Origin of the sequence: Streptomyces sp. BA2, from assembly GCF_009769735.1 — a bacterium.
GTDB lineage: Bacteria > Actinomycetota > Actinomycetes > Streptomycetales > Streptomycetaceae > Streptomyces.
In genome coordinates this window covers 1,495,946-1,520,390 of sequence record NZ_WSRO01000002.1, presented here as the reverse complement: position 1 = coordinate 1,520,390, position 24,445 = coordinate 1,495,946, and the positions used below count along the sequence as shown (strand labels likewise).

Below are 24,445 nucleotides of genomic sequence, written 5' to 3'. Positions count from 1 at the left end.
TGACCAGGAACGGATTGCGGGGCCTAGCGCCCTGGGGCACCGTTGACGCAGGACGTTCTCCAGGAGGCGCTATGCCTGGCTCGCGCGACGTGGCTTCCGGCGGGGCGCTTCCCTACGTGCCCGCACGCGGCGGGATCCCGGCCCTGCGTCGCGCCGCCGCCGATTGCCGCGGCTGTTCCCTGTACGAGGACGCCACCCAGACCGTGTTCGGTGCCGGTCGCGCCCGCGCGCGCCTCATGCTCGTCGGAGAGCAGCCCGGGGACCAGGAGGACAAGGCCGGTGAGCCCTTCGTGGGCCCGGCCGGGCATCTGCTCCGTAAGGCACTCGGCGAGGCCGGCATCGATGAGGAGCAGGCCTACTTCACCAACGCCGTCAAGCACTTCAAGTTCGCGCCCGTCACCGAGGGCCGCAAGCGTCGCATTCACAAGGCGCCCAACCTCCGGGAGCTCACCGCCTGTCGCCCCTGGCTCGCCGCCGAGGTGAGACGGGTGAATCCGGAACTTCTCATCGCGCTCGGAGCGACCGCGGGCAAGTCCTTGCTGGGCAATTCCTTCAAGGTGACCGAGTCGCGGGGCGCTCTGCTCTCCCTGGCGTCGGGCCGGGACCTGCCCCTGGCTGTCGACGAGGAGGAGGGCGACGGCCACCGCCGGCTCCTCGCCACCGTGCACCCTTCGGCGGTACTCAGGGCGAAGGACAGAGAAGAGGCGTACGGGGGGCTCGTGTCGGACCTGCGGGTGGCTGCCCGATTTCTTGGCTGAGGCAGACTGACTTCTTGGCTGAGGCAGACCGCCGAGCACGCGCTGAAGACGGACCGCTCACGTCACGGATGGTCAGGTGCCTGGACCGGCGGTGAGAGCATCGGGACCAGGAACTGCCGTGCCAGCGCCCGCAGTTGATCCTCGTCGTCCAGGTCGATGAGCTGGCTCGGGACGACCAGGAAGGATGTGGAGACCCGGACCATCATCTCCGCCACGAGGTCCACGTCCACCTCGCCGGACACGTTCCCCGCGCGCTGCTCCTGGCGAAGCCTGCCCGCGACGAACTGCCGGACAACGGCCAGCGTCCGGCCCCCGTCACTGGTCATCGACGGCACGACGGCGTCCGGTTCCACGGCCAGCAAGCCGCCGATGAGCGGGTGGGAGCGGATGGCGCGCAACGAGCTCACGAATCCCAGGACGACCCGGTCGGCGACGGACCCGGCGTCCTTGATCTCGACGATGAACTGGTCGAAGTACCGGCGGAACTCACGCCGTACGACCTGTTCGACCAGCGCCTCCTTGGAAGCGAACCGGCGGTAGACCGTGATCCGGGAGAGCCCGGCGAGGCGTGCCACGTCCGCCATGGTGGAGCGCTTGATGCCCATGCGGCAGAACTGCTCGTAGGCGGCGTCGAGCAGGCGCGTGGTGACCTCGTCGTCCGGGGTGAGGCCTTCGGCGCCTCCACGGCCCTCGACGGCTTCAAGGCCCTCGATGCCTTCGACGGCCTCGGTGAAGGCGAGCTCAAGCAGCGACCGGGGGACCGTGGGGTTCATGAGGGCCTCGCCTGATTCTGTGCGGCCTCTGGCGTTCATGGTTCGACTGTGCTCCTCTGTGGATACACAGATACTCAATATGTTTCACAGTACCAGGCCGGCGACGTCAGGGCTCTAGGAGGAGTTCGGAGCAATGGACCGACTCAGCAGGCGCAACGTATTGATGGCGGGCGGAACGCTGGGCGCGCTCGGCGCTCTTGGCGCCGCGGCACCCGCGCAGGCGCGCGCACCGTGGACGTGGTCCCCCAGGGGCTCGGTGGCGGGCGCCGGTGCGGGCGAGGACCCGCGGTGGGTGTGGGACGAGGAGGCCGACCCGCTGGTCGCCTCACTGCTCGACCGGGGCGATGTCCCCAAGGTCAACGAGCTGTTACGCACCTGGACCAAGAACGGCCAGCCGCTGCCGGCCGGACTGCCCGCGGACCTGCGGGACTTCATGGAGAAGGCGCGTCAGCTGCCGTCGTGGGCCGACAAGGGCAAGCTGGCCACCGCGGTCGAGTTCAACGAGAAACGCGGACTGTACCTCGGCGTGCTGTACGGCCTGGCCAGCGGCATGATGAGCACGGTCATCCCCAAGGAGGCGCGCGCGGTCTACTACTCCAAGGGCGGCGCGGACATGAAGGACCGCATCTCCAAGACCGCCAAACTCGGGTACGACATCGGGTCCCGCAACGCCTATCAGCCCGACGGCGAAATGATCGTGACCTGCGTCAAGACCCGGCTCGTGCACGCGGCCGTGCGCCACTTGCTGCCGCAGTCCCCGCATTGGGCTGACGTCGCCGACGAGGAAATCCCCATCAGCCAGCGGGACATGATGGTCACGTGGCACAGCCTGCCCACGACGGTCATGCAGAAGCTCACCGCCTGGAAGGTGCCGATCCCCGCCGCCGAGTCCGCGGCCTTCCTGCACTCCTGGCAGCTGGGCGCGCACCTGCTCGGCATCAAGAACGAGTACATCCCCGCCTCGTGGGACGAGGCCAACTCCCAGGCCGAGCAGGTCCTCGACCCGGTCCTCGCGCCGACACCCGAGGGCATCAAGCTGGCCGACATCCTGCTCAACCTCGGCTCCGAAGTCGACGGCGGCATCGTCAGCAAGCACGCACTCGGCGCCTTCACACGCTTCATTCTCGGCGACCGGATCGCCGAATGGCTGGAGATCCCCAGAGAGTTGATCTGGGACTCGCTGCTCAAGACGGCCTGGGGCCCCTTCATCGCCGTACGCGAAGGTCTGCTGCCCCTGCCGCACGCACCGAAGGCCTACTGGACCTTCGACGAGTTCCTGCGCAAGGCGGCCCTGCTCTTCCTCTCCGAAGCGCGGCCGATCAGCATCGAGATCCCGCAGGCCAACCGCCCGTCCTGAGCAGGGACACAACTCAAGAGGGACACAACTCAAGGAGGAGTGCAGGACATGGCAGAGCTCAGCAGGCGCAGAATGCTGGCCTCGGGTGGGGCCTTGGGGGCGCTCGGAGCGCTGGGCGCGGCGACCCCGGCACAGGGGCGCGTCCCGATGAACTGGACCTGGGCGCCCAGTGGTTCGGTGGCGGGCACCGGCGCCGGCAGCGATCCGCGGTGGGTGTGGGACGAGGAGGCCGACCCGCTGCTCGCCTCACTGCTCGACCGGGGGGCCGTGCCCGAGGTCAACCGTCTGCTCTGGGACTGGAACCGGAACGACCAGCCGCTGCCGCACGGTCTGCCACAGGATCTGCGGGCGTTCATGGAGAAGGCGCGGCAGCTGCCGTCGTGGGCGGACAAGGGCAAGCTGGAGACCGCGGCCGAGTTCAACAAGACCCGGGGGCTGTACCTCAACCTGCTCAATGGAGTGGGCGGCGGCATGCTCAGCACCGCCATACCCAAGGAGGCGCGCGCGGTCTACTACTCCAAGGGCGGCGCCGACATGGAGGACCGCGTCGCCAAGACCAGCATCCTGGGATTCGCCGTCGGAGCCCTCAACGCGTACCGCCCCGACGGCAATTGCATCGTCAACGCGGTCAAGACCCGCCTGGTGCACGCGGCGGTTCGGCACCTGCTCCAGCAGTCTCCCCACTGGGGCGACGACATTCCGATCAGCCAGAACGACATGTTGGTCACCTGGCATACCCTGCCGACCTTCGCCATGCGTAAGATGCGCGACTGGAAGGTCCCGATCACCGGGGCGGAGTCCGCGGCGTATCTGCACGTCTGGCAGGTGACAGCGCACATGCTCGGCATCAAGGACGAATACATTCCCGCCACTTGGGACGCGGCCGACGCCCAGTCGGACCAGATCCTGCCGCCCGCCATGGGGCCGACCCGCGAAGGCGTCGAGCTGACCGACATCCTGCTCGGCCAGCTCGCCGAGCAGACCAGCCCCGGCAGCATCAGCAGACCGCTGTGCAACGCGCTCGCACGCTACCTGGTCGGTGACGAGGTGGCCGACTGGGACGAGATCCCGCGTGAGCCGGTCTGGGGCCCCGCGATGAAGATCGCGTGGCCGGCCCTGGTGAAGTTCCGCGAGGGCCTGATTCCCCGGCCGCTGGTGCCCGAGGTCGCCTGGGCCATCGACGAGGCCGCCCGGCAGTACATCCTGTTCTACCTCACCAAGGGCAAGGAGACGAAGATCGATATCCCGGTCGTCAACCGCCCTGAGCGAGCGGGACGTTGACGCGATGACTGAGGCACTCGGGCGGCGGCGGTTCCTCGGATACGTCCTCGCGGCTCCGACCCTGGTGACCGCGGCCGAACTCGGCCCCGCCCCGGCGGCCGACGCCGCCTCCGCCGCGGACGCGGGAATCCCGTCGCCGGACGTCACGGAACTGTTCGACCTGAACGACATGATGACCGCGGCGGCGCTGCCGACCTCGGGTCTCATCACGGTCGAGGTCCACCAGGACGGCACGGTGTCGTTCGCCCTGCCGCGGGCCGAGGTCGGGCAGGGCATCACCACGTCGACGGCCATGCTCATCGCCGAGGAACTGTCCGTGCCGCTGGAACGGGTGCGCGTCACGCTGGCCGACGCCCGCCCGGAGCTGGTGTTCAACCAGCTCACCGGCGGATCGAACACGACCATCGCGACCTACACCCCGATCCGGGTCGCCGCGGCCATCGCCCGACGGCGTCTGCTGGAGGCTGCCGCCGTCCAACTGGACGCTGAGGAAGCCGACTTGACGCTGGAGGCCGGGGTGATCACCGACCGCTCCGGCAACAGCGTCGGCATCGGCGCGCTCGCCGAGAAGGCCGCGAGCACCCGGACCAGGAAAGTGCCCGTCGAGCTCACGGCGCGCGAGGACTTCACCGTCATCGGCAAACCCCACAACAGGATCGACGCCCTGGCGGCGGTGACCGGACGCAAGAAGTTCGCGATGGACCTCGACGTCCCGGACGCGAAGCCGACGATGGTGTGCCGCCCGCCGACCATCAACGGCAAGGTCGGCTCGGTCGCCAACCTCGCCGAGGTCCGCGCCATGGCGGGTGTCACCGATGCCGTGGTGATCTCCACCGGTGTCGCGGTGCGCGCCGAGACCTTCGGCCAGTGCATCGACGCCGTACGAGCACTGCGCGTGGCCTGGAGACCGGGCAGCGCCGAAGGGAAGTCCGACGAGACCGTGCTCAAGGAGTTGGAGGCGGCGGAGCTGCCGCTCGGACTGCGGCCGCCGACTCCGACCGTCGAAGGGAAGTTCACCTTCTACTTCCGCGGCAACAGCGCTCTGGAGCCCAACTGTGCGATCGCCGACGTGCGTTCGGACCGCGCCGAGATCTGGGCGTCGCTGAAATCGCCGATCGTCGCCAAGCAGGCCATCGCCGCCAGGCTCGGGCTGCCTCCCGGCAAGGTCACGGTGCACGTCACCGAAGGCGGTGGGTCCTTCGGCCGCAAGCTGTTCTTCGACGCGGCCCTGGAAGCCGCCGAGGCCTCCCGGAAGACCGGCAAGCCCGTGAAGCTCATGTGGCACCGCGCCGACGACTCCCGGCAGGGCCGCACCCACCCGATGGCCACCTCGCGAATACGCGTCGCCTACGCGGGCGACACCGTGCTGAGCTACAAGCAGCGGCACACCAGTGTCTCCACGGATCTCGGCCACGGGCTCGGCGAGATCATCACCGCCATGGCCGCGCGGCTGCCGGTCGGCGACATCGGCTTCTCCGAGACGTTCTTCCAGCTCAGCCAGACGATGTCGTACGACTTCGGCGTCAACAGCCGCCTGCTCAGCGAGACCGACAAGGGCTTCAACACCGGCAGCATGCGCAACGTCTACTCACCCGACGTCACGTGTGCCCGGGAACTCATCGTCGACCGGCTGGCCGCGAAGATGGACAAGGACCCCTACCGCTTCCGGCACGATTTCCTGCGGGACGAGCGCTCCCGTGCGGTCCTGAAGAAGGCCGCCGAGGCAGGCGGCTGGGGGCGGCCGATGCCGGCCGACACCGCGCAGGGCATCGCCTTCCACGCCGAGTACAAGGCGGCCAGCGCCGCCCTCGTGGAGATCGACTGCCGGCCCGAGACCGTCGACCGGCCCATCCGTGACGGTGTGAGCGGGCCACGCGTCACCAAGGTCGTCTTCGTGGTGGACGTCGGTCTCGCCGTCAACCCCCGCGGCCTGGAAGCACAGATGATGGGGGGAGTCATGGACGGCATCGCGCTGGCCCTGACCTCCAGTCTGCACCTGCGTGACGGGTACTTCCTCGAAGCCAGCTGGGACAACTACTTCTACACCCGGCAGTGGAACACTCCGCCCGAGCTCCAGATCATCGTCATGCCGAGTACGTCCGAACGGCCAGGCGGTGCGGGGGAGTTGGGCGTCGCCGCGTCGATGGCAGCGGTCGCCTGTGCGTACGGTCGCGCGACCGGCACGATGCCCACCAGCTTCCCGATCAACCACGGAAAGCTCTCCTTCACCCCCAAGCCCACGGTCCCGCCGATCCCTCCGTCCCCGACCGACGGTCTTGACCACAGCCGCTGAGAGCTTGGAGACTCCGTGCCTGAGCACACATTCCGCGTCAACGGCGAGCAGGTCACCGTCAGCGTCGCCGACGACGTACGCCTGCTGTGGGTGCTGCGCGACATCCTCGGCATCACCGGGCCGAAGTACGGCTGCGGCATCAACGTATGCAAGGCCTGCACCAGCCACCTCAACGGCGAAGCGGTCAACCCCTGCGCGATCCCGGTCAAGGACCTCGATCCCACCGACGAAGTGACCACCATCGAAGGGCTCCCGGCCACGGTCGGCAAGGATCTGCACCCGATGCAGCAGGCGTGGCTCGATCACGACGTCGTCCAGTGCGGCTACTGCCAGCCCGGCCAGATCATGGCCGCCGTGGCGCTGGTCCGCCGTGTCGCCGCCGAAGGCCGCGACATCACCGACGCCGACCTCGACGGAATCCGCAACATCTGCCGCTGCGGCACCTATTTCCGCATCCGCGAAGCCATCAGAGCGGGCGCCGCGGGCTGACCGGCGTAATACCTCGAACCGACTCAGTAGGCGGAGTCGACGTTGTCGATCGAGCCGTACTTGTCGGCGGCGTAGTTGGCGGCCGCGGTGATGTTGGCGACGGGGTCGGTGAGGTTATTCGGCGTGCCCTTGACGTGGTAGGCGTCGAAGGTCGGCTGAATCACCTGGAGGAGCCCCTTGGAAGGGGTGCCGTTCTGCGCGTTCACGTCCCAGCCGTTCTGGGCGTTGGGGTCACCGGCGGACTCGCGCATGATGTTGCGGTGCAGACCCTCGTAGGAGCCGGGGATGCCCTTGGATTTCATGATGTCCAGGGACTCCTTGATCCAGCCGTCGAGGTTGTCGGGGTACTTCTTGTCGGCCGCGGCGGCCTGGGAGACCTGCTTGCTCGCCGCGGTCGGCTCGGCGGCGTGGGCCTGCGAGGGGACCAGCGTGAGGGCGGCGGCAGCGGCACCAGCGGTGGCGATACCGGCGACGGAGAACGAACGGATACGGGCGGTGCGGGTGGTGCTGATGCGCGTGGGCATACGGGAGTGAACCTTTTCCGTGGGGGACGTGGCGCGGGGGCCGGTGCGGTCGAATGGCGATGTCTGGCGATCTCTTCGCGCTGTCCGACTTCCGGCCCCGCGATGTCGACCATGGTTAGCGGTGACGGGAAAGGGACGCAAGGATGTGACGTACTACCCGACTACGCAGAAGTCATTTCCGCGGGCGCCTTCGAGGCGATTCCAGGGCCTGCAAAGGCTTAATACCGTCTACTACCGCCAATAGCGTGTGACGTGGCCCCTATGGGCGGGCTCACAAACAAGGGTCCGAGTATTACCGGAAAATGCCCGCCTATTCCTGATCGGACCCCTGAATTCGACCGCGAGCCGCCGGACAAGGCAGGAGTGGCAGCGGACGCACTGGGCACTCGCTGGGGAGAAAGTGCTCCGCCGCCCGGCCCGGGCGGACAAGGGACCGGGCGAGCACACGAAGAAAGGTGTCATCCGTGTCGCAAGTCGAACAGTCCATCGAAGTCAATGTGCCGGTCCGCTCGGCGTACAACCAGTGGACCCAGTTCGAGGCGTTCCCCGAGTTCATGGAAGGCGTGCAGCGGATCGAACAGCGCACTGACACACTCACCCACTGGGTGACGAAGATCGACGGTGTGGAGCGGGAGTTCGACGCCGCCATCACCGAGCAGATACCGGACGAGCGCGTGGCATGGACCACGGTGGAGGGTCAGGCCAAGCAGGCCGGTGTCGTCACCTTCCACCGCCTGGACGACGCGCGCACCAAGGTCATGCTGCAGATGAACTACGACCCCGACGGCCTGGCCGAGACGGTCGGCGACAAGCTCGGCTTCATCAAACGACAGGTCAGCGGTGACCTGGGACGGTTCAAGCAGTTCATCGAGCAGCGAGGTGGTGTGGAGACCGGCGCCTGGCGCGGCGAGGTCTAGTCCGACTCCTCACAAGGCGAGCGAAGGCCCGGACCCCTCGGGGGCCCGGGCCTTCGCCATCGCGGGCCCTGACCTGTGGCTCATCCGGACCTGTCGCTCATCCGAGCCGTTCGGCAGAGGCCGCGGCGGGCGCTGTCTCCGCCGAGTGTCCATGGCCCGGCAGGTGGTACACGTTGAACGCCTTGCGGATGACCGGCTGGGCGACGTTGCGCACCGGTACGCCGCCGCTGGTCATGCCGTGTTCGGTGCCCGCGTGTGCGTGGCCGTGGACGGCCAGGTCCGCGCCCGCCTCGTCGATCGCCTCGGCCAGGAGGTAGCTGCCGAGGAACGGGTAGATCTCCAGGGGTTCGCCCGCCAGGGTGTCCGGCACGGGCGCGAAGTGCGTCAGCGCCACCCGGACCTCGCAGTCCTGCTCCGCCAGATCGAGCAGCGACACTCGTAGCCCCTCGGCGTGGCGGCGGGTGTACCGGATGAACTCCTTCATCAGGGGTTCGCCGAACTCGCTGCCGCTCCGGCCGACGAATCCGCCCCCGAAGCCCTTGGTGCCCGCGACGCCCACCCGCCTGCCGTCGACCTCGACGACCGTGCCCTCCCCTTCGAGCACGTGCACGCCCGCCTCGCGCAGGATGGCTGTGACCTCCTCGGGCCGCTCGTCGTGGTGGTCGTGGTTGCCGAGCACCGCGACGACGGGGACCGGCAGCCCGGTGACCTCCTGCGCCACGACGCGCGCCTCCTCCGGTGTGCCGTGGCGGGTGAGGTCCCCCGCGAGGAGCAGCAGGTCCGCACAGTCCGGGAGGGTCTCGAAGGCGGGCCGGAGCACGCCGTGACTGTCGAGGCCCATATGGATGTCCCCCACGGCTGCGACGCGGATCATGCGAGCTCCTCCGGGTGGTCGGGGGCGGACGAATCGGCCACCACGATGTCGAAGTGGACCGTCAGGCCGGCCATCTCCTCGTGCACGGTACGCAGCAGTTCCTCGCGGCAGTGCGCGGTGGGCACGGTCCCGGCGACCATCACGGACGATCCACGGTTCTCGATGCGAATGCCCAGTTCGCCCAGCTCCTCCGCGGCGAGCCGCTCCTTCAGATGGGCGATGCGATAGTCGGCATGTGCCTGGTCGTTCATCGGTCTCCTCCTTTCGGTGCGATGACCTGCAGGCGCTCCAGCAGATAGAGGAAAGCGGCCGGCATCGGCGCGTCCCCGCTGTCACGGCGGACCGCCTCCCAGTCGATCTTCTCGCGCAGTAGCCGGGCGATCGGCAGGACGGCGCCGAAGTCGCAGTGATGCTCGGAGAAGGCGGCGAGCAGGGCCCGCATCAGGTCCGTCGGCGCCAGGACCGGCATCTGCACCGAGTCCACCGGCAGCTCCGATGCCCGCCCCAGCAGCTCGGCGTTCACCGGCTGGTGGGCCAGCTCGAAGATGAGGTCGATGTCCTGCCCCAGGCACTTGGCCTTGAGCAGCCAGTCCTCCGGCGGCGCGTACACCGTGAGGCCGGCCTCGTCCAGGGTGGCCGCGACCGCTTCGGCGTCCTCCGGCTTGATGCAGAAGTCGGCGTCGTGCTGGAGGTTCCCGGCCCCGCCGTGCGCGTGTACGGCGACGCTGCCCGCGAGGGCGAAGTCGTGACCGCCCCTCTTGAGTACGGCGCCGACCTGCTTGGCCGCCTCGAGAATGGCCTGGTGGAGGTCAGGGGGGAGTTCATCCGCGGGGGAGTCGTGCTGTGTTCTCACCCCGATGGGATCTCCCGCCGGAGGCAGCTCGGTGACCGGCTTCCGCCGGTCGCCGGCGGTGTGGCCTGGGGTGGCGTCTTCTGCGTTCCGCGTCACCTGCTGCTCCGTTTCCGGACATCGGCTGCCGCACCGCTCGTGCGGGCCGGCCGTCTCCGACGATTTCTGATCCAGGCATTCCTGGTACCCGGCGGGCCGGACTCGACCCGGACCAGTTCGCTGTGGGGCGCCGCGGCGTACCGGAGTCTCAGGGCCGCCGCCACTCGTCGCTCCGGAGGTGGGAACCGGCCTGGGGCCCCATCCGCACCATGCCGCCGTCCGCGACCCAGGACGCGCCGGTCACGTACGAGGCGTCGGACCCTGCGAGGAACGCGATGACGGCGGCGATCTCACGGGCGTCGCCCGGGCGGCCGAGCGGGATGCCGGGGCGGCTCTCGGCGTGCACGTCCGTGTCCTCCTGCCCGGTCATGGGTGTGGCGATCTCGCCGGGGGCGACGGCGTTGACGGTGATGCCGTGCTCCGCGAGTTCCAGGGCCATCACCTGGGTCAGCAGCCCGAGCCCGCCCTTGGCGGCACAGTAGGGGGCCGCGCCCACGCGGGGCTGGTGCTCGTGCACCGAGGTCACGTTGACGATGCGACCGCCTTCGCCCTGCTGGATCATCCGCCGCGCGGCGAGCTGGCCGCACAGGAAGGGGCCGACGAGGTCGACGTCGAGAACTCGTACGACGTCTTCGTGCTTCAGATCGAGGAAAGGGGTGGCGGTGCCTGTGCCGGCGTTGTTGACCAGGATGTCGATACGGCCCAGCCGATCGGCGAGCTCGTCGACCACCCGTGTCGCATCGGGCAGCCGGGAGAGGTCCATTTGGGCGACGGCCGCGCGCCGTCCATGCCCGCGCACCTCCTCGGCCGTCCTCTCGGCGCCCTCCTGATCGCTGTGCCAGGTGATCCCTACATCCACCCCGGCCTCGGCGAGACGGACGGCCGTCGCCCGGCCGATGCCGGAATCAGCGCCCGTGACGACGGCCGCTCTGGCGGTGGCGGCGGTGCGGTCGGTCATGGAACCTCCTCCTGTGCGGGGCCCCGGCCGGTCTGGCGCCCTGAGTCCAGGTTCGGCCATGCACGCTTCCGGGTCTCCTTGAGAGCGCGGGCCAACCATCTTGAGGGCGCGGGCCAACCATCACGCGTGGTCCCCGTATCGGTCGCGGTGGAGAGGTGAGTGCTCGGACGGCATGCGAACTTGGATCACATGACTCCTTCGCACCCGCCGGACTCGAACCCGGACCCCCGCATCCCGGACCCGGACCCCCGCATCCCGGACCCGGACCCCTACCCCGGCAACGCCACAGGACCGCAACCCGGCGGCGGCGTGCCCCCGGGGGAGACCCCACCCGACGAGAGCGGCATGTCGGGGGCGGGGCCGGAAGAAACGCACAATCCGCCGAAGGGATGGTCGAAGGGACCAGTGACCGTGATCCTCGGCCTCGCCGTGCTGATCGCTGCGTTCTTCCTTGTCTACGCGCTCGTCCTGCTGCTGTGACGCGGTGCGGCGCTCACGGAGGGTGAGAGCGGGGGACCACGGGTGAGGGTGCTCTGTCAGTGGCGGGTGGTGTAGCCGATGAGGGCGGCGAGGCCCGCGAGTACGGCGACGCTGGTGAGGGCGATGGGGAGGGTGAACCAGTCGGCCATGAAGCCGATGGCGGGCGGGCCCAGGAGCATGCCGCCGTAGCCGAGGGTGGAGGCGGTGGCGACGCCGCTGGGTCCCGCGTGGGCGCCGGCGCGTTCGACGGCGACGGGGAAGATGTTGGCGAGGCCGAGGCCGGTGATGGCGAAGCCGATGAGGGCGAGCCAGACGGTGGGGGCGAGTGCGCCGAGGAGCATGCCTGCGGCGGCGGTGGTGCCGCCGGCGACGAGTATGGGGGTCTGGCCGAGGCGTTCGAGCAGCGTCGTTCCGCTGAGTCGGCCGATGGTCATGGCGAGGGCGAAGCAGGAGTAGCCCGCGGCGGCGATGCCGGGATGGGCGTTGAGGTCCTGTTCGAGGTGGAGGGCGCCCCAGTCGGCGAGCGCTCCTTCGCCGAAGGCGGTGCAGAGGGCGATGAGGCCGAAGACAATCACGAGGCCGCGGGTACGGGTGTCGAGGCGCCGCGGGGCGCTGTCATCGCGGCGGACGTCGCTCGGCGGGGCCGGGGGTTCGAGGCGCAGCAGGGTGCGTCCCGCGAGGGCGGTGACGATCAGGCCGATCACGGTGAGGCCGAGCAGGTGGCGGGTGGGGGACAGGGAGCCTGCGATCAGGCCGCCGAGCCCGGCGCCGACCATGCCGCCCAGGCTGAAGGCGGCGTGGAAGCTGGGCATGATCGGACGCCGCAGGGCGGCCACGAGGTCGACGGCGGCGCTGTTCATCGCCACGTTGATCCCGCCGTAAGCGGCACCGAACACCAGGAGCACGAGCCCGAGCGCGAGTGCCGAATGCGTCAGCGGCGGCAGCGCGATGCTCAGCGGCATCAGGACCCCGCAGGCCACGGTCACCGGATGGCTGCCGAAGCGGCGGCACAGCCGTCCGGTGAGCGTCATCGTGATGACGGCACCGGCGGAGACCCCGAGCAGCGCGAGCCCGAGGTCGCTTGCCGATGCGCCGGTCTGTTCCTTGATGGCGGGGATGCGGACGACCCATCCGGCGAAGATGAAGCCGTCGAGCGCGAAGAAGACGGTGAGTGCGACACGGAGCCGGACAAGGCCCGGGGGAGTGGCCCGCGACGCTGCGGACGTGGTTTTGTTTAGTAGCGGCACAAAGTCAGAGTAGAGGTGCGTCCCCGTGGCGTACAAGACAGTTCCTGTGAGGCGGCGGTCACCGGCGGGCGGAGGGCCATCGGTGAGGCGGTGGGCACGGGTGGGGCGGAGGGTTCTCATGAGGTGGCAGTGGAAGTGCAGGGGAAGGACAGTGGACGGGCAGTGGACGGACGGTGCACGCGCGGATGACGACTGAACGGCGAGGCGGCGTACGGATCATGGGAGACTCGCCCTCATGAACGGCAAGGCTGCCCCCCGCGTTGAGGGGGATCTGTCCACGCGTACGCGCCTGGAGCGAGGGCGCGGCGCGCTCGGGCCCGCCCTCGAGCTCGTCCACACCGGGCGCGCCCCGACCCGTGCCGTGCTCACCGCCGAACTCGGCGTCACCCGCGCCACGGCGGGCGCCGTCGCCGCCGAGCTGGAGGCGCTCGGCCTGATCAGGATCGACGCGAGGCCGAGCGCGCCCGCGGGTTCGCAGGGCCGCCCCTCGCACGGGCTCTCAATCGCGGAGGACGGCCCTGTGGCGCTTGCCGCACAGGTGCACTCCGACGGTTTCCGGGCCGCGCTCGTCGGGCTCGGCGGACGGATCGTCGCCACCGCACCCGGCTGCGAGACGATCGACGCCGACCCGGCACAGGTGCTCGGCTCGGTCATCGACGCGGGCGCGCAACTGCTGCGGGAGACCGGCAGGCGGTGCGTGGGCGCAGGACTCGCGGTGCCCTCAGCCGTCGCCGAACCGGAGGGCACCGCGCTCAACCCGCTGCACCTGGCGTGGCCCGCGGGCTCACAGGTCCGCCAGATCTTCGCCGACTGTGTACGGGAAGCGGGCATCGCCGGACCGGCGTTCGCCGCCAATGACGTGAACCTCGCCGCGCTCGCCGAGCACCGGCACGGCGCCGGGCGCGGCGCCCGCGATCTGCTGTGCGTCGCGACCGGGCACCGGGGAGTCGGCGGCGCGCTCGTCCTCGACGGGCGTCTGCACACGGGCAGTTCGGGCCTCGCGCTGGAGGTCGGCCACCTCACCGTCAATCCGGAGGGCCGCCCCTGCCACTGCGGCAGCCGGGGCTGCCTGGACGTCGAGACGGACCCGCTGGCCTTCCTCACGGCGGCGGGCCGCGAGCCGGGCCCCGAAGGGCTGTTGCTGCAGGCCCGCGAACTGCTCCGGGACGGGGGCGGAGATCCGGCGGTGCGTGCGGCGGCCGAGGAACTCATCGACCGACTCGGCCTGGGGCTCGCGGGCCTGGTGAACATCCTCAACCCGGACCGCATCATCCTGGGCGGCCTGCACCGAGCGCTCCTCGAAGCGGACCCCGAGCGGTTGCGCGCCGTCGTGGCCGACCGGAGCCTGTGGGGACGCAGCGGCGGCGTACCGATCCTTGCCTGCACGCTGGACCACAACAGCCTGGTGGGGGCCGCCGAACTGGCCTGGCAGCCAGTGCTCGACGACCCCCTCGCGGCGTTGGGCTAGACGCGGGCGCACTCCTTCGCGGTCTCCGCCGTGGTCTCCGTCGCGGGCTTCTGCTGGTCAACTGCCGTGGCCGCAGGCGTGGTTCGGGCAGGCGTGGTTCCGGCAGGCGTGGATCGCCCGTTACGCAGCCGCTTCAGGTCGGGCAGCAGCGTGACGAGGCCGAGTGCGGCGAGGGCGGCGCCGATCCAGAGCGGCGCCCGCAGGCCGAACGTATCGATGGCGGGTCCGCCCACGGACGTCGCGATGATGATGCCGAGGGTGATGAACGAGGAGTGGACGGTGTTCACCAGCGGCCTCGCGTTGCCCGTGCGCTGGACGCGGGTGACCAGGGCAGGGTTCATGGTGACTCCGACCAGGCCGATGCCCATCATCAACACCACGGCGGCAACGCTCAGTTGGGCGAAGACGGCGAAGCCGGCGAGGAACGCAAGGTTGAGCAGCAGGCCCGTCAGCAGGACCGGCACGGTGTGCTTGTCGGCGAACCGGCCGACGACGGTGTTGCCGATGACGGTGGCCGCTCCGTACGCGATGAGCAGCAGCGGGACGGTGCCGGTGGAGAAGCCGGTGACCTCGGTGAGGATCGGGTTGAGGTAGCTGAAGGCGGAGAATGTGGCGCCGATGACGAAGGTGCTGGTGGTGAGCGTGAGCCAGAGCCTGGGGTTCCGGAAGGCGCCCAGTTCCTGGCGCAGGTCGCCTCCGCCGTCGTCGCCGTCGGCGCGCTCCATGCGGGGTACCCCGGCGAGGGTGGCGAGCGCGGCGATCACGGTCAGGCCGGTGATGGCCCAGAACGCGGCGCGCCAGCCCAGGTGTTCACCGATGACGGTGGAGATCGGCAGTCCGAGAAGCGTGCCGAGCATCAGGCCGTTGAGGGCCACCGCGATGGCCCTGCCCCGGACTTCGGGGCGGGTGAGCTGGGTGCACATGGAGATGGAGACGCCGAAGAAGGCCTGCGACGCGACGCCGGTGATGACGCGCGCCACCAGCATGGTGCGATAGTCCGGGGCCAGGGCGGCGAGGACGTTGCCTGCGAGGAAAACGCCGAACAGGACGATCAGAGCTGACTTCTGACGCATCTTCAGCAGTGCGATCGTGAGGAACGGCCCGCCGAACGCCATCGCTGCGGCGAAGGCGGTGATCAAATAGCCGATCTCCGGGATCGTGGCGTCGAGTCCGTCGGCCATTTGCGGCATCAGGCCGGCGACCACGAACTCGCTGGTCACCATGGCGAAGATGCCGAGGGCCAGGAGATAGACGGCGCGGGGCATGGGGGCTCCTGTCGATGAGTTATGAACTGGTCGGTACAAAACGCGGGCGTGCGGGGATGGGGGGCGTAGGCCGGGGCCCGGGGGGAGTGGGAGGGCAGGGGTGATCGCCTTGCCGACTGTGGTGGGGCGACAGGCGTGACGGGGGTGTACGGACCAACGGGCCGGCGAGGCCGGCGAGCTCGGCGCGTCAGTGCGTCAGAGTGTCACCGCGTCAGAGTGTCCAAGGCGGTGTCGGCGATGGTCGTCAGGGCCGCGCGATCGGCGCCGCCCTGCGCCGCGATCCGCATGCCGCCGATGACGGCGTTCAGGAAGCGGGCCAGGTCGCCCGCGTCCCGAGTGGAGGTGATGTCACCCCCGCTCTGCCCTGTGCGGATGACGGCGCTGATGGCGGCGAGCCGCACAGCCAGGTCGCGGGCGAGCATCTCGGCGGCCTCGGGGTCGCGCCCGGCGAGCTCCACCGTCGTGTTGACGGTCAGGCAGCCGATGCTGTGTCCGTCCTCGCGGCACTCGAACTCGGAGTCGAGGACTCGGGTGAACAGGGCGCGGAGGCGCTCCATCGGGGGCCGCTCCTCGTCCTCCAGGATCTCGACCTGGACGGACGTCATGGAGTCCATGTAGCGGGCCAGGGCGCGCTGGAACAGTTCGTGCTTGCTGCTGAAGGTGTTGTAGATGCTGCTGCGGCCCAGGCCGGTGGCTTCGCACAGATCCTGGGTCGAGGTGGCCTCGTAGCCGTTCACCCAGAAGGCGCGCATCGCCGCGTCCAGGGCCCGTTCCTCGTCGAAGGTTCTCGGTCGGGCCATGCCGGAAACCGTACAGGTTTTGGAACGGCCAGTGCAATACGCGTATAGGAGTTGCTTCGTTACCCCTTAATCACATCTACTGGTAACACCGGATTCGAATCAGCGGGAGGTATCCAGTGACTTGGCACTTGGCGGAGAAGTTCGGGACGCCGGACGGTTACGTGAGGTGGGCGTCGTTCGGGGAGGGCGACCCGGTGGTCCTCCTGCACGGATCGCCGTTCTCGTCGTACATCTGGCGCGAGATCGCCCCCGCCCTCGCCCGGACCCGCAAGGTCTATGTCTGGGACCTGCTCGGCTTCGGGCAGTCCGAGCAGCGGGAGGGCCAGGACGTCGGTCTGGCGGCGCAGGGAAGGATCTTCGCCCGCCTGCTCGCGCACTGGGGCCTGTCCCGCCCCAGCGTCGTCGCGCACGATGTGGGCGGAGCGGTGGCGCTGCGGGCGCTGCTCCTGGAGGGCGCGGAGTACGGGGACCTCACGCTGGTGGACGCGGTCGGCGGCGGTGCGTGGGGGACGGGCTACTTCAAGCTCATCCGCGAGAACGCCCACGTCTTCGAGCAACTCCCCGACTACGCCCACGAGGCGCTGGTGGCCAGCCACCTCCGTCACGCGACTCACACCGGCTACAGGCCCGGCGTTCTGGACGCGTACATCGACCCGTGGCGCGGCCCGGACGGCCAGGCGGCGTTCTACCGCCAGTACCGCCAGTTCGCACAGTCCCAGACGGACGAGCTTGAGCCCCTCCTCCGCGAGGTGACCGTGCCGACCCGCATCATCTGGGGTCGCGAAGACCGCCTGCTGCCAATGGAGTTCGCCGAATTTCTGCGGACGCGGATCCCCCACGCCGAACTGGCCTGGGTGGACGCAGCGGGCCACACGATCCAGGACGACGCGCCTGCGCGGCTCCTTGCGCACTTGGCGGCGGGCTTCCACACCGCGAGCGTCTGAGCGGCCGGGCCCCTATGCCCACTCCACCGCCCACTCCGCTTCCCACTCCACCGCGAACGCCCGCGCCGGATTTTCCTTGAGCATCCGCCCCACCACATCTCCCCCCAGGGCGAGTTCGAGCCGTGGTCGCACCCTGCGCAGCAGATACGGCAGACCGGGGCCGCCGTTCACCGCGCGGGCACCGGACGTCGTCGTGTCGCCGCCCAGGAGGAGCTGTTCCGTGAAACCTGCCTCGGCCAGGGCCTGGACGGCTTCCGGCATGCGCCAGTCGGTGGCGTGGTTGGCGCGGGAAGGGCCGTCGAAGGCGAGGTACGCGCCGGCTTCGGCCGCCTGGTGGTGGATCGCGAGGTCGGGGGAGCGGTTCAGGTGACCGAGGATGAGACGGCCGGGCGGTACGTTCAACTCGCCGCACAGCAAGTCGAGTACGTCCAATGCGCCTGTGCCGAGCTCCAGGTGGACGGCGATGGGCGCCCCCGTCGCGTGGTGGGCCTCGGCCGCCGCTTCCATCGTCCAGCGGGCGTGCGCGTCCAGGCCGTGGAATCCGCCCGCGACCTTGATCAGCCCTGCCCGCACGCCGGTGTCGGCGATGCCCTCGGTCACCTCCCGTACGAAGAGGTCCGCGAGTCCGTCGGCGCGGAGGCGGCTCAGCAACTCCGGTGTGTAGTGGGCCGCTTGGTGGAGCCCTGTTGCCGCGACGATTCGTACGTCCGACGTCCGGGAAAGCTCCGGCAGGTCCTCCGCGCGGCGTCCCATCCCGTGCGGGGTCCACTGGATCAGGCTCTCACCTCCGGCATCCCGGAAGGCCGCGAGCTCCTGGGTGGCCGATGTAGGCGAGTCCAGCTCGTGGCCCGGGAGTTGAGGGCTCGTCAGGAAGAGGTGGTCGTGGGCGTCGCAGGTCCCGAGGTCCGCCGGATCGATGTCTCCGAGGACCGTGCGGACCGTGCGGACCGCGCTCACCACTGCTGCCCCTTGGGGAGCGTGTGCCGCTCCGGGGCGGACAGGTGCAGCACCTGGAACACGTCACCCTGTCCCTTGGGCGACGCGTGATCCCAGACGGAGAAGTGCAGTGCCTCCCACGTGCGCGGGTCGATGGCCACGGCAGCGTAGAGCGCTCCGTCCTGGCGCGCCAACTGCTTGGCTTCGTAGACGAGTTGGGTCGCCAGCGCGCCGACGGGGGTGCCGGGCGGGATGCGCCTCCGGCACCGTATCGCCGCCTTCGCCACCTTTGTGGATGGGGCGGCACCCGAGGCGACCCCCTCCACGAACGCCATCCCCGTCCAGTGCTGCACCTCCGGTCGCCCGAAGTCGTCGACGATGCCCTGGAACCCGGGGCCCCAGAGGAAGGAGTTCATGCCCTCGGGGGTGTTCCAGAGGTAGAACGGCGCGTACTGGTTGACGGGGGAGTCGTCGACGCCGCGCTCGCGGATCAGGTACGCCTTGGCGCCGAGGCCCGGGTAGTTGTCCAGCAGATGGCCTTTGGTGGCGACCCTGTAGCGGATGATTCCCATGTCGTAGTCGGCCGGAAGCGTGATCTCGTACTGCATCGCATGCATGGTGCTTCGCTCCTCGGGCTCAAGCCGCTGGGTACTCGTCCGCGCCCACATGGGCGGCCCAGTGCGTGGTCGTGTCGTCGTCCGTCGCCTCGACGACCGCCAGATGCGTCATGAAGGTGCGGGGCGCGGCGCCGTGCCAGTGCCATTCGTCCGGCTCGATCCAGACGGTGTCGCCCGCGCGGATCGTCTCCGCCTCACCTCCCTCGCGCTGCACCAGGCCCTCTCCCTCCATGACGTGCAGGACCTGGCCGTGCGGATGACGGTGCCAGGCGGTGTGCGCCCCGGGGGCGAAGCGGACGTTGAACATCCGTAGCCGGGAGGGGGACGGGGGCGCGGCGATCTCGTCCAGCCATACCGTGCCGGTGAAGTTCTCGGCGGGGCCCGCCTGACTTTCGGGGCGGTTGCGCGTGATGTGCACTGCTCTTCAAGTCCTTTACGGAGAAGGGGTGGTGGCGGCGAACAACAGGGCGAGCAAGCCGCGTACGCCGGTGTCGAAAGCCGCGGGTGACCCCGATGCGCGGGCCAGTACATAGCCGCCCTGGACCGTCGCGACGACCGTCGCTGCGATCGCCCGCGCGTCGAGCGTGGCCGCGAACTCGCCCCGCTCCTGGCCCTCTTCGACGATCCCGGCGATGCGGTCCCGCAGCCAGTCGAGCATCTCGGTGACGGGCGCGCGCAGCTCGTCGCTCGCGATGACGTCCGGGTCCATCGTCAGCCGCCCGACCGGACAACCGCGCAGTACGTCACGCTCCCGCAGCAGATACGCCTCGATGCGTTCGTACGCCGACCCGGTGCCGCCCAGTACTCCCTCGGCCGTGGCGCGCATCTCGTCTGCCGTACGCCTGATCGCGGCGAGCGCCAGGTCGGGTTTCCCGGCGAAGTGGTGGTACATGCTGCCCTGCCCGGCGCCCGCGTGCTGCTGGATGGCCTTGGGGCTCGTGCCGACGTAGCCGCGCTCCCACAGCAGTTCGCGGGTGGACTCGATCAGGCGCTCCGGGGTGCTCATGAAGCCACTGTACATACTAGTAGGTACAGCGGTCCAGGGATGCGGAGGCCAGCCGGTGCGCGCTGCGGGAGCAGCCCCGCGGCCCCCACGTACTCCCGGAGTGGTACGCGCGGTGCCGCTGGCCGTACGACGACTCGGACCCCCTCGGAGCGCGAGTCTCGAGACATCGCACGAGACCCCGCAGAACAGACAGCTTCCGAGGAGATGGACACCATGAACACCCTGGCTCACTTCGACGGCGGGCCCGGCCCGTGGATCCTGTTCTTCCCGCTCATCTGGGCCGCCGTCGTGATCGGCGGCATCACCCTCCTGCGCCGCACCGTGTGGCGGGGCCGCCGCGCACCGTGGCAGCGGGGCGGCGCCGAGCGGAACGTACGCATCGACGAGAACTCGCCCATCGCCGTGCTCGGCCGTCGCTTCGCCTCCGGCGAGATCGACGAGGACGAGTACTGGCGTCGTCTTTCCGTCCTGAACGAGGAGTTCGGGCGCACGTCCAAGGGCGGTGCGGCATGACCACCGCGACCGGACACCGAAGCGGTACCGACACCGTCGACGCCGCCCGCGTCACCGAGGCTGTCAAGGTCTACGGCAGCGGCGACACCGCCGTGCGGGCCCTGGACGGGGTGAGCGTCGGCTTTCCCGCCGGACGCTTCACCGCGATCATGGGTCCGTCCGGCTCGGGCAAGTCCACGCTGATGCACTGCGCCGCAGGCCTCGACACCCTCACCTCGGGGTCCGCCCACATCGGCGACACCGAGCTTGGCGCGCTCGACGACCGCCGTCTCACGCTGCTGCGCCGCGACCGCATCGGCTTCGTCTTCCAGGCCTTCAACCTGGTGCCGACGCTGACCGTCGCCGAGAACATCACGCTCCCGATGGACCTCGCCGGCAAGCGCGGTGACGCGGCGTCAGCCGAGTGGACCGACGCCCTCATCGACGTGGTGGGGCTGCGTGACCGGCTCCACCACCGGCCCGCCGAGCTCTCCGGCGGACAGCAGCAACGCGTCGCCGTGGCAAGGGCGTTCGCTGGCCGGCCCGACGTCGTCTTCGCCGACGAGCCGACCGGCAACCTCGACTCGCGCTCCGGCGAGGAGGTCCTGCGCCTGCTCGGCCGCGCCGTACGGCAGATGGACCGCACCGTAGTCATGGTCACCCACGACCCGGTGGCCGCGGCCCACGCCGACGAGGTCGTCTTCCTGGCCGACGGCCGCCTCGTCGACCGGATGGCGGACCCGACCGCCGACAAGGTCCTCGACCGGCTCAAGGCCTTCGATGCCAAGGGGGCACCGTCATGAGTTCCCAGAGTGGTAGTTCCCAGAGTGGTAGTTCCCTGAGTGGTAGTTCCCAGATTGGTTCCCTCAGGTCGTCCGCGCGCATCAGTCTTTCCTCGCTGCGCGGCCACAAGCGGCGCTTCGCGGGTACGTTCCTCGCGGTCATGCTCGGTGTCGCCTTCCTGGCGGGCACGCTCGTCATGGGCGACACCCTGCGCGGCAGCTTCGACACGATGTTCGGCAACGCGACGAGCGGCACCGACGCCGTCGTCCGCAGCGCCGACACGATCACCACCCCCGACGACAGCCAGGGCACCCGGCAGCCCGTCAAGACCTCGCTCGTCGAGAAGATCGAGCAGACCGACGGCGTCGCCGCCGCCGCGCCCAGCATCCAGGGCGCGGGCCAGCTCCTCGGCAAGGACCGTGAGCCCATCGGCGGCGAAGGCCCGCCCACCCTCGCCGGCAACTGGATCGACGACAAGGAGCTGAACGCCTACCAGTTGGCCGAGGGCCGCGCCCCCGCCAAGTCAGGCGAGGTCGTCATCAACCGAGGTGCCGCCGAATCCGGCGATCTGAAGATCGGTGACACGACCACGCTGCGCACCCCCGACCCCGTCCAGGTGACGATCGTGGGCCTCGCGACCTTCGGTGGCGAGGACGGCATGGCGCAGACCACCTTCACCGGCATGACGCAGGCCGACGCCGAGAAGTACCTGACGCCGAAGCCCGGCGAGGCCGCGACCATCCAGGTGCGGGCCGGACCCGGCGTGAGCGAGCAGGAACTCGTCGACGCGCTGAGTCCCGTACTGCCCAAGGGAGTTGAGGCGATCACCGGCGAGGCGTCGACGGCGGAGAACACCGACAACATCTCGGGGCAGTTCCTGTCGCTCTTCACCAGCTTCCTGCTGGTCTTCTCCGGGGTCGCTCTGCTCGTCGCCACCTTCAGCATCCACAACACCTTCGCGATCGTCGTCGCCCAGCGCACCCGCGAGAACGCCCTCCTGCGCGCGCTCGGCGCCTCGCGCAGGCAGGTCACCGCGGCCACCCTGATCGAGGCGAGCGCGGTCGCCGTGGTCGCGTCCGTCGCGGGCCTCGCGGGCGGCATCGGGATCGCTGCCGGGCTGCAGGCACTCTTCCCGGCCATCGGATTCCCCTTCCCCGAGGGCGACTTGGTGATCAGCGGTCTGTCGATGCTGCTGCCGCTCGCCGTCGGCATCGTGGTCTGCCTGGGCTCCGCCCTGCTGCCCGCCGTACGCGCCGGGCGTACCGCACCCCTGGCCGCGCTGCGCGAGACCGCGGTCGACCACTCCGGGGCCTCGCGGACGCGCGCCGTCGCAGGCGCGCTCCTCGCGCTCGCCGCCGTCGGTCTCTCGCTGACCGGCGTTCTCGTCAGCCCGTCCGTGTGGCTGGCCGGGGCGGGGGCGGCCCTCGCGCTCGTCGCGTTCGTGGTGCTGGGTCCTGTCGCTTCCTCGCGAGCGGTACGTATTCTCGGCGGGCCCCTCGACCGGATGCGCGGTGTCACGGGCGGGCTCGCCCGGCGCAACGCCCTGCGCAGCCCCAAGCGGACCGCCGCCACCGCGAGCGCCCTGATGATCGGCGTCGCCGTCGTCTCGCTCTTCACGGTCTTCGGCGCCTCCCTGAAGGCGACCATGGACCAGACGGTGAACCGCTCCTTCGCCGGCGACCTCGCCATCAGCACCCCCGGCTTCGGCGCGGGCGGCAGCGGACTCAGCCCCAAGCTGGCCCCCGTGCTGGCCGAGCGGCCGGAGGTCGCGACCGCGGTCGGTCTCGGCAAGGGCGCCGCGGAGGTCGAGGGGGAAGGGCGTGCCCTGACGGTCACCGACCCCGGCCCCTTCGCCAAGTCCTTCGACCTCGGCAAGGTCGACGGGTCCCTGGACGGCCTCGGCACCAACGGCATCGCGATCACCCGCGCGGAGGCCGAGAAGCAGGATCTGAAGGTCGGCTCCAAGACCGAGCTCGCCTTCGCCGACGGCAAGAAGGCCACCTTCACCGTCCGTGCGCTGTACGGCCAGTCGGAGCTCGCGGGGGACTACGTCATCACCCGCGAGGCCTGGGCGCCGCACCGCATGCAGGACGCTGACAGCCTCGTCTCCGTCAGCTTCAAGGACGGCGTGAGCGCGGACGATGGCAAGGCCGCGGTCTCCAAAGTCGCCCAGGAGTACGGAAATCCGGATGTGCAGACCCGTGGTGAGTACGCGCAGTCGGCCGCGGGCGGCATCGACATGATGCTCACGCTGGTCTACGCCCTGCTCGCGCTCGCCGTACTGATCGCCCTGCTCGGCATCGCCAACACGCTGACCCTCGCCATCCACGAACGGACCCGTGAGCTGGGCCTGTTGCGTGCCGTCGGCCAGACCAGGGCGCAGCTGCGGGCCATGGTCCGCTGGGAGTCGGTGCTCGTCGCCGCCTTCGGTACGGCCGGCGGCCTGGCCCTCGGCGGCTTCCTCGGCTGGGTGCTCGTCAAGGCCTCGGACGGCGCGACCGACAGTGCTTTCGCGTTCGCGGTGCCACCCGTGCAACTGGCGGTGGTCGTCCTGGTGGGCCTGACGGCGGGAGCCCTCGCGGGTCTGCGTCCGGCACGGCGGGCCGCACGCCTGGACGTGCTGCGTGCCATCGCCACCGAGTGACGTAGGACGCCCGCTGCGCGGAGCCTGTCACCGCCCGGTCAGCCGACAACGGCCGACCGGGCGGGAGCATGTCCGGGCGCGTGCCCGTCGGCGAGGGACTGCGGCCCGGGGGCCAGGTCCGCGAAGGGACCCGTGGTGGCCGCGCCGTACGCCGGGTACGCGGACGGCAGTGCGGCGGCGGAGGCGGGGGCCGGAAGGGTGAACCAAACGACCTTGCCCGTGTCGCCGTGGGGGCGCACCCCCCAGCTCTCGCTGACCGCGGCGACCATGGCGAGCCCGCGGCCGCAGGTCGCGGACGCCTCGGCGTCGTGGACCTCGGGAAGGCGGGGGTCGTGGTCGTGCACGGAGACCGTGAGACGGTCGAGCAGCAGCTCGATCTCCACGGTGCACACCTTGTCCGGCTGTGCGTGCCGGTGCACGTTGGTCAGGAGCTCGGTCACACCGAGCGCGGCCTGGTCTATCAGCGGATCGAGACGCCAGTAGCGCAACTGCGCCGATACGATTCTGCGTACCTGGCCGATCCGCGACGGCAGGGCCTGAAGCTCTACCGTGCAATACCTGCTTGGCTGGCTGATCACGGCTGCGACTCC

General features: G+C 70.0%; 26 protein-coding genes. 12 read left to right on the top strand and 14 right to left on the bottom strand.

Features of this window, described 5'->3' with window-relative positions; genetic code table 11:
* Positions 1 to 71 precede the first annotated feature (71 nt).
* Positions 72 to 758 carry a UdgX family uracil-DNA binding protein gene (locus E5671_RS09385; protein WP_160503386.1) on the top strand — a complete coding sequence of 229 codons (687 nt, stop codon included), beginning with the start codon at positions 72 to 74 and terminating at the stop codon, positions 756 to 758.
* A gap of 62 nt (positions 759 to 820) precedes the next feature.
* Here the strand turns inward: E5671_RS09385 and E5671_RS09380 are convergent, their stop codons facing one another.
* Positions 821 to 1,570, bottom strand: a complete 750-nt coding sequence (locus E5671_RS09380) for a TetR/AcrR family transcriptional regulator (protein WP_160503385.1) — start codon at positions 1,568 to 1,570, stop codon at positions 821 to 823.
* A 94-nt stretch (positions 1,571 to 1,664) separates the two neighbouring features.
* Here E5671_RS09380 and E5671_RS09375 point away from each other — a divergent pair, with 94 nt between their 5' ends.
* Genes E5671_RS09375 through E5671_RS09360 form a run of 4 tightly spaced genes read left to right on the top strand, consistent with a single transcriptional unit; the run spans position 1,665 to position 6,951 of the window.
* Positions 1,665 to 2,888 carry an oxygenase MpaB family protein gene (locus tag E5671_RS09375; RefSeq protein ID WP_160503384.1) on the top strand — a complete coding sequence of 408 codons (1,224 nt, stop codon included), beginning with the start codon at positions 1,665 to 1,667 and terminating at the stop codon, positions 2,886 to 2,888.
* A 48-nt stretch (positions 2,889 to 2,936) separates the two neighbouring features.
* Positions 2,937 to 4,169 (top strand): oxygenase MpaB family protein, encoded by a 1,233-nt coding sequence (locus E5671_RS09370; protein WP_160503383.1) that lies wholly within the window; start codon positions 2,937 to 2,939, stop codon positions 4,167 to 4,169.
* Between the two features lie 4 nt (positions 4,170 to 4,173).
* Positions 4,174 to 6,462: a molybdopterin cofactor-binding domain-containing protein gene (locus E5671_RS09365; RefSeq protein ID WP_160503382.1), complete on the top strand. Its 2,289-nt coding sequence runs from the start codon at positions 4,174 to 4,176 to the stop codon at positions 6,460 to 6,462.
* Between the two features lie 15 nt (positions 6,463 to 6,477).
* On the top strand, positions 6,478 to 6,951 hold the full coding sequence (locus tag E5671_RS09360) for a 2Fe-2S iron-sulfur cluster-binding protein (protein WP_160503381.1): 474 nt from the start codon (positions 6,478 to 6,480) through the stop codon (positions 6,949 to 6,951).
* Between the two features lie 23 nt (positions 6,952 to 6,974).
* On the opposite strand, the gene E5671_RS09355 is transcribed toward E5671_RS09360, so the two are convergent.
* The gene (locus E5671_RS09355; protein ID WP_443032587.1) at positions 6,975 to 7,616 is read right to left on the bottom strand and encodes a transglycosylase SLT domain-containing protein; all 642 of its coding nucleotides are present in this window, start codon (positions 7,614 to 7,616) and stop codon (positions 6,975 to 6,977) included.
* Positions 7,617 to 7,939: 323 nt separating this feature from the next.
* Between E5671_RS09355 and E5671_RS09350 the strand changes: the two genes are divergently transcribed.
* Entirely contained in the window at positions 7,940 to 8,392 is a 453-nt protein-coding gene (locus E5671_RS09350; RefSeq protein WP_160503379.1) for an SRPBCC family protein, read from the top strand.
* 97 nt (positions 8,393 to 8,489) lie between these two features.
* Here the strand turns inward: E5671_RS09350 and E5671_RS09345 are convergent, their stop codons facing one another.
* The 4 genes from E5671_RS09345 to E5671_RS09330 all read right to left on the bottom strand — a co-directional run bounded on the left by E5671_RS09345 (position 8,490) and on the right by E5671_RS09330 (position 11,173).
* Positions 8,490 to 9,266: a metallophosphoesterase family protein gene (locus tag E5671_RS09345; RefSeq protein WP_160503378.1), complete on the bottom strand. Its 777-nt coding sequence runs from the start codon at positions 9,264 to 9,266 to the stop codon at positions 8,490 to 8,492.
* Entirely contained in the window at positions 9,263 to 9,517 is a 255-nt protein-coding gene (locus tag E5671_RS09340) for a hypothetical protein (protein WP_160503377.1), read from the bottom strand. Before E5671_RS09340 ends, E5671_RS09345 begins: the two co-directional genes overlap by 4 nt.
* Positions 9,514 to 10,215 (bottom strand): nucleotidyltransferase family protein, encoded by a 702-nt coding sequence (locus tag E5671_RS09335; protein ID WP_160503376.1) that lies wholly within the window; start codon positions 10,213 to 10,215, stop codon positions 9,514 to 9,516. Before E5671_RS09335 ends, E5671_RS09340 begins: the two co-directional genes overlap by 4 nt.
* A gap of 148 nt (positions 10,216 to 10,363) precedes the next feature.
* The gene (locus tag E5671_RS09330) at positions 10,364 to 11,173 is read right to left on the bottom strand and encodes an SDR family oxidoreductase (RefSeq protein ID WP_160503375.1); all 810 of its coding nucleotides are present in this window, start codon (positions 11,171 to 11,173) and stop codon (positions 10,364 to 10,366) included.
* A gap of 189 nt (positions 11,174 to 11,362) precedes the next feature.
* On the opposite strand from E5671_RS09330, the gene E5671_RS09325 reads away from it, so the two are divergent.
* Positions 11,363 to 11,653, top strand: coding sequence for a DUF6480 family protein (locus tag E5671_RS09325; protein WP_202121059.1), 291 nt, complete (start codon positions 11,363 to 11,365; stop codon positions 11,651 to 11,653).
* A 56-nt stretch (positions 11,654 to 11,709) separates the two neighbouring features.
* On the opposite strand, the gene E5671_RS09320 is transcribed toward E5671_RS09325, so the two are convergent.
* Positions 11,710 to 12,900 carry an MFS transporter gene (locus tag E5671_RS09320; protein ID WP_336605717.1) on the bottom strand — a complete coding sequence of 397 codons (1,191 nt, stop codon included), beginning with the start codon at positions 12,898 to 12,900 and terminating at the stop codon, positions 11,710 to 11,712.
* A 235-nt stretch (positions 12,901 to 13,135) separates the two neighbouring features.
* Between E5671_RS09320 and E5671_RS09315 the strand changes: the two genes are divergently transcribed.
* The gene (locus tag E5671_RS09315) at positions 13,136 to 14,368 is read left to right on the top strand and encodes an ROK family protein (protein WP_160503373.1); all 1,233 of its coding nucleotides are present in this window, start codon (positions 13,136 to 13,138) and stop codon (positions 14,366 to 14,368) included.
* Here E5671_RS09315 and E5671_RS09310 read toward each other — a convergent pair.
* Both E5671_RS09310 and E5671_RS09305 read right to left on the bottom strand, forming a co-directional pair.
* Entirely contained in the window at positions 14,365 to 15,633 is a 1,269-nt protein-coding gene (locus E5671_RS09310) for an MFS transporter (protein WP_160503372.1), read from the bottom strand. The two genes, E5671_RS09315 and E5671_RS09310, sit on opposite strands and share 4 nt — an antisense overlap.
* 203 nt (positions 15,634 to 15,836) lie before the next feature.
* On the bottom strand, positions 15,837 to 16,433 hold the full coding sequence (locus E5671_RS09305; RefSeq protein WP_160503371.1) for a TetR/AcrR family transcriptional regulator: 597 nt from the start codon (positions 16,431 to 16,433) through the stop codon (positions 15,837 to 15,839).
* 116 nt (positions 16,434 to 16,549) lie between these two features.
* Between E5671_RS09305 and E5671_RS09300 the strand changes: the two genes are divergently transcribed.
* On the top strand, positions 16,550 to 17,377 hold the full coding sequence (locus E5671_RS09300) for an alpha/beta fold hydrolase (RefSeq protein WP_160503370.1): 828 nt from the start codon (positions 16,550 to 16,552) through the stop codon (positions 17,375 to 17,377).
* A gap of 12 nt (positions 17,378 to 17,389) precedes the next feature.
* Here the strand turns inward: E5671_RS09300 and E5671_RS09295 are convergent, their stop codons facing one another.
* The 4 genes from E5671_RS09295 to E5671_RS09280 are packed head-to-tail and all read right to left on the bottom strand — an operon-like array spanning position 17,390 to position 19,936.
* The gene (locus tag E5671_RS09295) at positions 17,390 to 18,337 is read right to left on the bottom strand and encodes a phosphotriesterase (RefSeq protein ID WP_160503369.1); all 948 of its coding nucleotides are present in this window, start codon (positions 18,335 to 18,337) and stop codon (positions 17,390 to 17,392) included.
* Entirely contained in the window at positions 18,331 to 18,930 is a 600-nt protein-coding gene (locus E5671_RS09290) for a DUF4865 family protein (RefSeq protein ID WP_160503368.1), read from the bottom strand. The genes E5671_RS09295 and E5671_RS09290 overlap by 7 nt, the downstream gene beginning before the upstream one ends.
* A 19-nt stretch (positions 18,931 to 18,949) precedes the next feature.
* Complete coding sequence (locus E5671_RS09285; RefSeq protein ID WP_160503367.1) at positions 18,950 to 19,348, bottom strand: (R)-mandelonitrile lyase; 399 nt, start codon at positions 19,346 to 19,348, stop codon at positions 18,950 to 18,952.
* Between the two features lie 15 nt (positions 19,349 to 19,363).
* On the bottom strand, positions 19,364 to 19,936 hold the full coding sequence (locus E5671_RS09280) for a TetR/AcrR family transcriptional regulator (RefSeq protein WP_160503366.1): 573 nt from the start codon (positions 19,934 to 19,936) through the stop codon (positions 19,364 to 19,366).
* A gap of 213 nt (positions 19,937 to 20,149) precedes the next feature.
* On the opposite strand from E5671_RS09280, the gene E5671_RS09275 reads away from it, so the two are divergent.
* From E5671_RS09275 to E5671_RS09265, 3 genes are read left to right on the top strand one after another with little or no spacing between them, the layout of a single operon-like run.
* Positions 20,150 to 20,449: an SHOCT domain-containing protein gene (locus tag E5671_RS09275; protein ID WP_160503365.1), complete on the top strand. Its 300-nt coding sequence runs from the start codon at positions 20,150 to 20,152 to the stop codon at positions 20,447 to 20,449.
* The gene (locus E5671_RS09270) at positions 20,446 to 21,231 is read left to right on the top strand and encodes an ABC transporter ATP-binding protein (RefSeq protein ID WP_160503364.1); all 786 of its coding nucleotides are present in this window, start codon (positions 20,446 to 20,448) and stop codon (positions 21,229 to 21,231) included. Before E5671_RS09275 ends, E5671_RS09270 begins: the two co-directional genes overlap by 4 nt.
* A 53-nt stretch (positions 21,232 to 21,284) precedes the next feature.
* Positions 21,285 to 23,855, top strand: coding sequence for an ABC transporter permease (locus tag E5671_RS09265; RefSeq protein ID WP_336606041.1), 2,571 nt, complete (start codon positions 21,285 to 21,287; stop codon positions 23,853 to 23,855).
* A gap of 38 nt (positions 23,856 to 23,893) precedes the next feature.
* On the opposite strand, the gene E5671_RS09260 is transcribed toward E5671_RS09265, so the two are convergent.
* The gene (locus tag E5671_RS09260; protein WP_160503362.1) at positions 23,894 to 24,433 is read right to left on the bottom strand and encodes an ATP-binding protein; all 540 of its coding nucleotides are present in this window, start codon (positions 24,431 to 24,433) and stop codon (positions 23,894 to 23,896) included.
* Positions 24,434 to 24,445 lie beyond the last annotated feature (12 nt).

What these genes read in the sequence shown, in the direction of transcription:
- E5671_RS09385 (WP_160503386.1), top strand. Translation starts at nt 72, where the DNA reads ATGCCTGGCTCGCGCGACGTGGCTTCCGGCGGGGCGCTTCCCTACGTG.
- E5671_RS09380 (WP_160503385.1), bottom strand. Translation starts at nt 1,570, where the DNA reads ATGAACGCCAGAGGCCGCACAGAATCAGGCGAGGCCCTCATGAACCCC.
- E5671_RS09375 (WP_160503384.1), top strand. Translation starts at nt 1,665, where the DNA reads ATGGACCGACTCAGCAGGCGCAACGTATTGATGGCGGGCGGAACGCTG.
- E5671_RS09370 (WP_160503383.1), top strand. Translation starts at nt 2,937, where the DNA reads ATGGCAGAGCTCAGCAGGCGCAGAATGCTGGCCTCGGGTGGGGCCTTG.
- E5671_RS09365 (WP_160503382.1), top strand. Translation starts at nt 4,174, where the DNA reads ATGACTGAGGCACTCGGGCGGCGGCGGTTCCTCGGATACGTCCTCGCG.
- E5671_RS09345 (WP_160503378.1), bottom strand. Translation starts at nt 9,266, where the DNA reads ATGATCCGCGTCGCAGCCGTGGGGGACATCCATATGGGCCTCGACAGT.
- E5671_RS09340 (WP_160503377.1), bottom strand. Translation starts at nt 9,517, where the DNA reads ATGAACGACCAGGCACATGCCGACTATCGCATCGCCCATCTGAAGGAG.
- E5671_RS09330 (WP_160503375.1), bottom strand. Translation starts at nt 11,173, where the DNA reads ATGACCGACCGCACCGCCGCCACCGCCAGAGCGGCCGTCGTCACGGGC.
- E5671_RS09325 (WP_202121059.1), top strand. Translation starts at nt 11,363, where the DNA reads ATGACTCCTTCGCACCCGCCGGACTCGAACCCGGACCCCCGCATCCCG.
- E5671_RS09315 (WP_160503373.1), top strand. Translation starts at nt 13,136, where the DNA reads ATGAACGGCAAGGCTGCCCCCCGCGTTGAGGGGGATCTGTCCACGCGT.
- E5671_RS09310 (WP_160503372.1), bottom strand. Translation starts at nt 15,633, where the DNA reads ATGCCCCGCGCCGTCTATCTCCTGGCCCTCGGCATCTTCGCCATGGTG.
- E5671_RS09305 (WP_160503371.1), bottom strand. Translation starts at nt 16,433, where the DNA reads ATGGCCCGACCGAGAACCTTCGACGAGGAACGGGCCCTGGACGCGGCG.
- E5671_RS09290 (WP_160503368.1), bottom strand. Translation starts at nt 18,930, where the DNA reads ATGCATGCGATGCAGTACGAGATCACGCTTCCGGCCGACTACGACATG.
- E5671_RS09280 (WP_160503366.1), bottom strand. Translation starts at nt 19,936, where the DNA reads ATGAGCACCCCGGAGCGCCTGATCGAGTCCACCCGCGAACTGCTGTGG.
- E5671_RS09275 (WP_160503365.1), top strand. Translation starts at nt 20,150, where the DNA reads ATGAACACCCTGGCTCACTTCGACGGCGGGCCCGGCCCGTGGATCCTG.
- E5671_RS09270 (WP_160503364.1), top strand. Translation starts at nt 20,446, where the DNA reads ATGACCACCGCGACCGGACACCGAAGCGGTACCGACACCGTCGACGCC.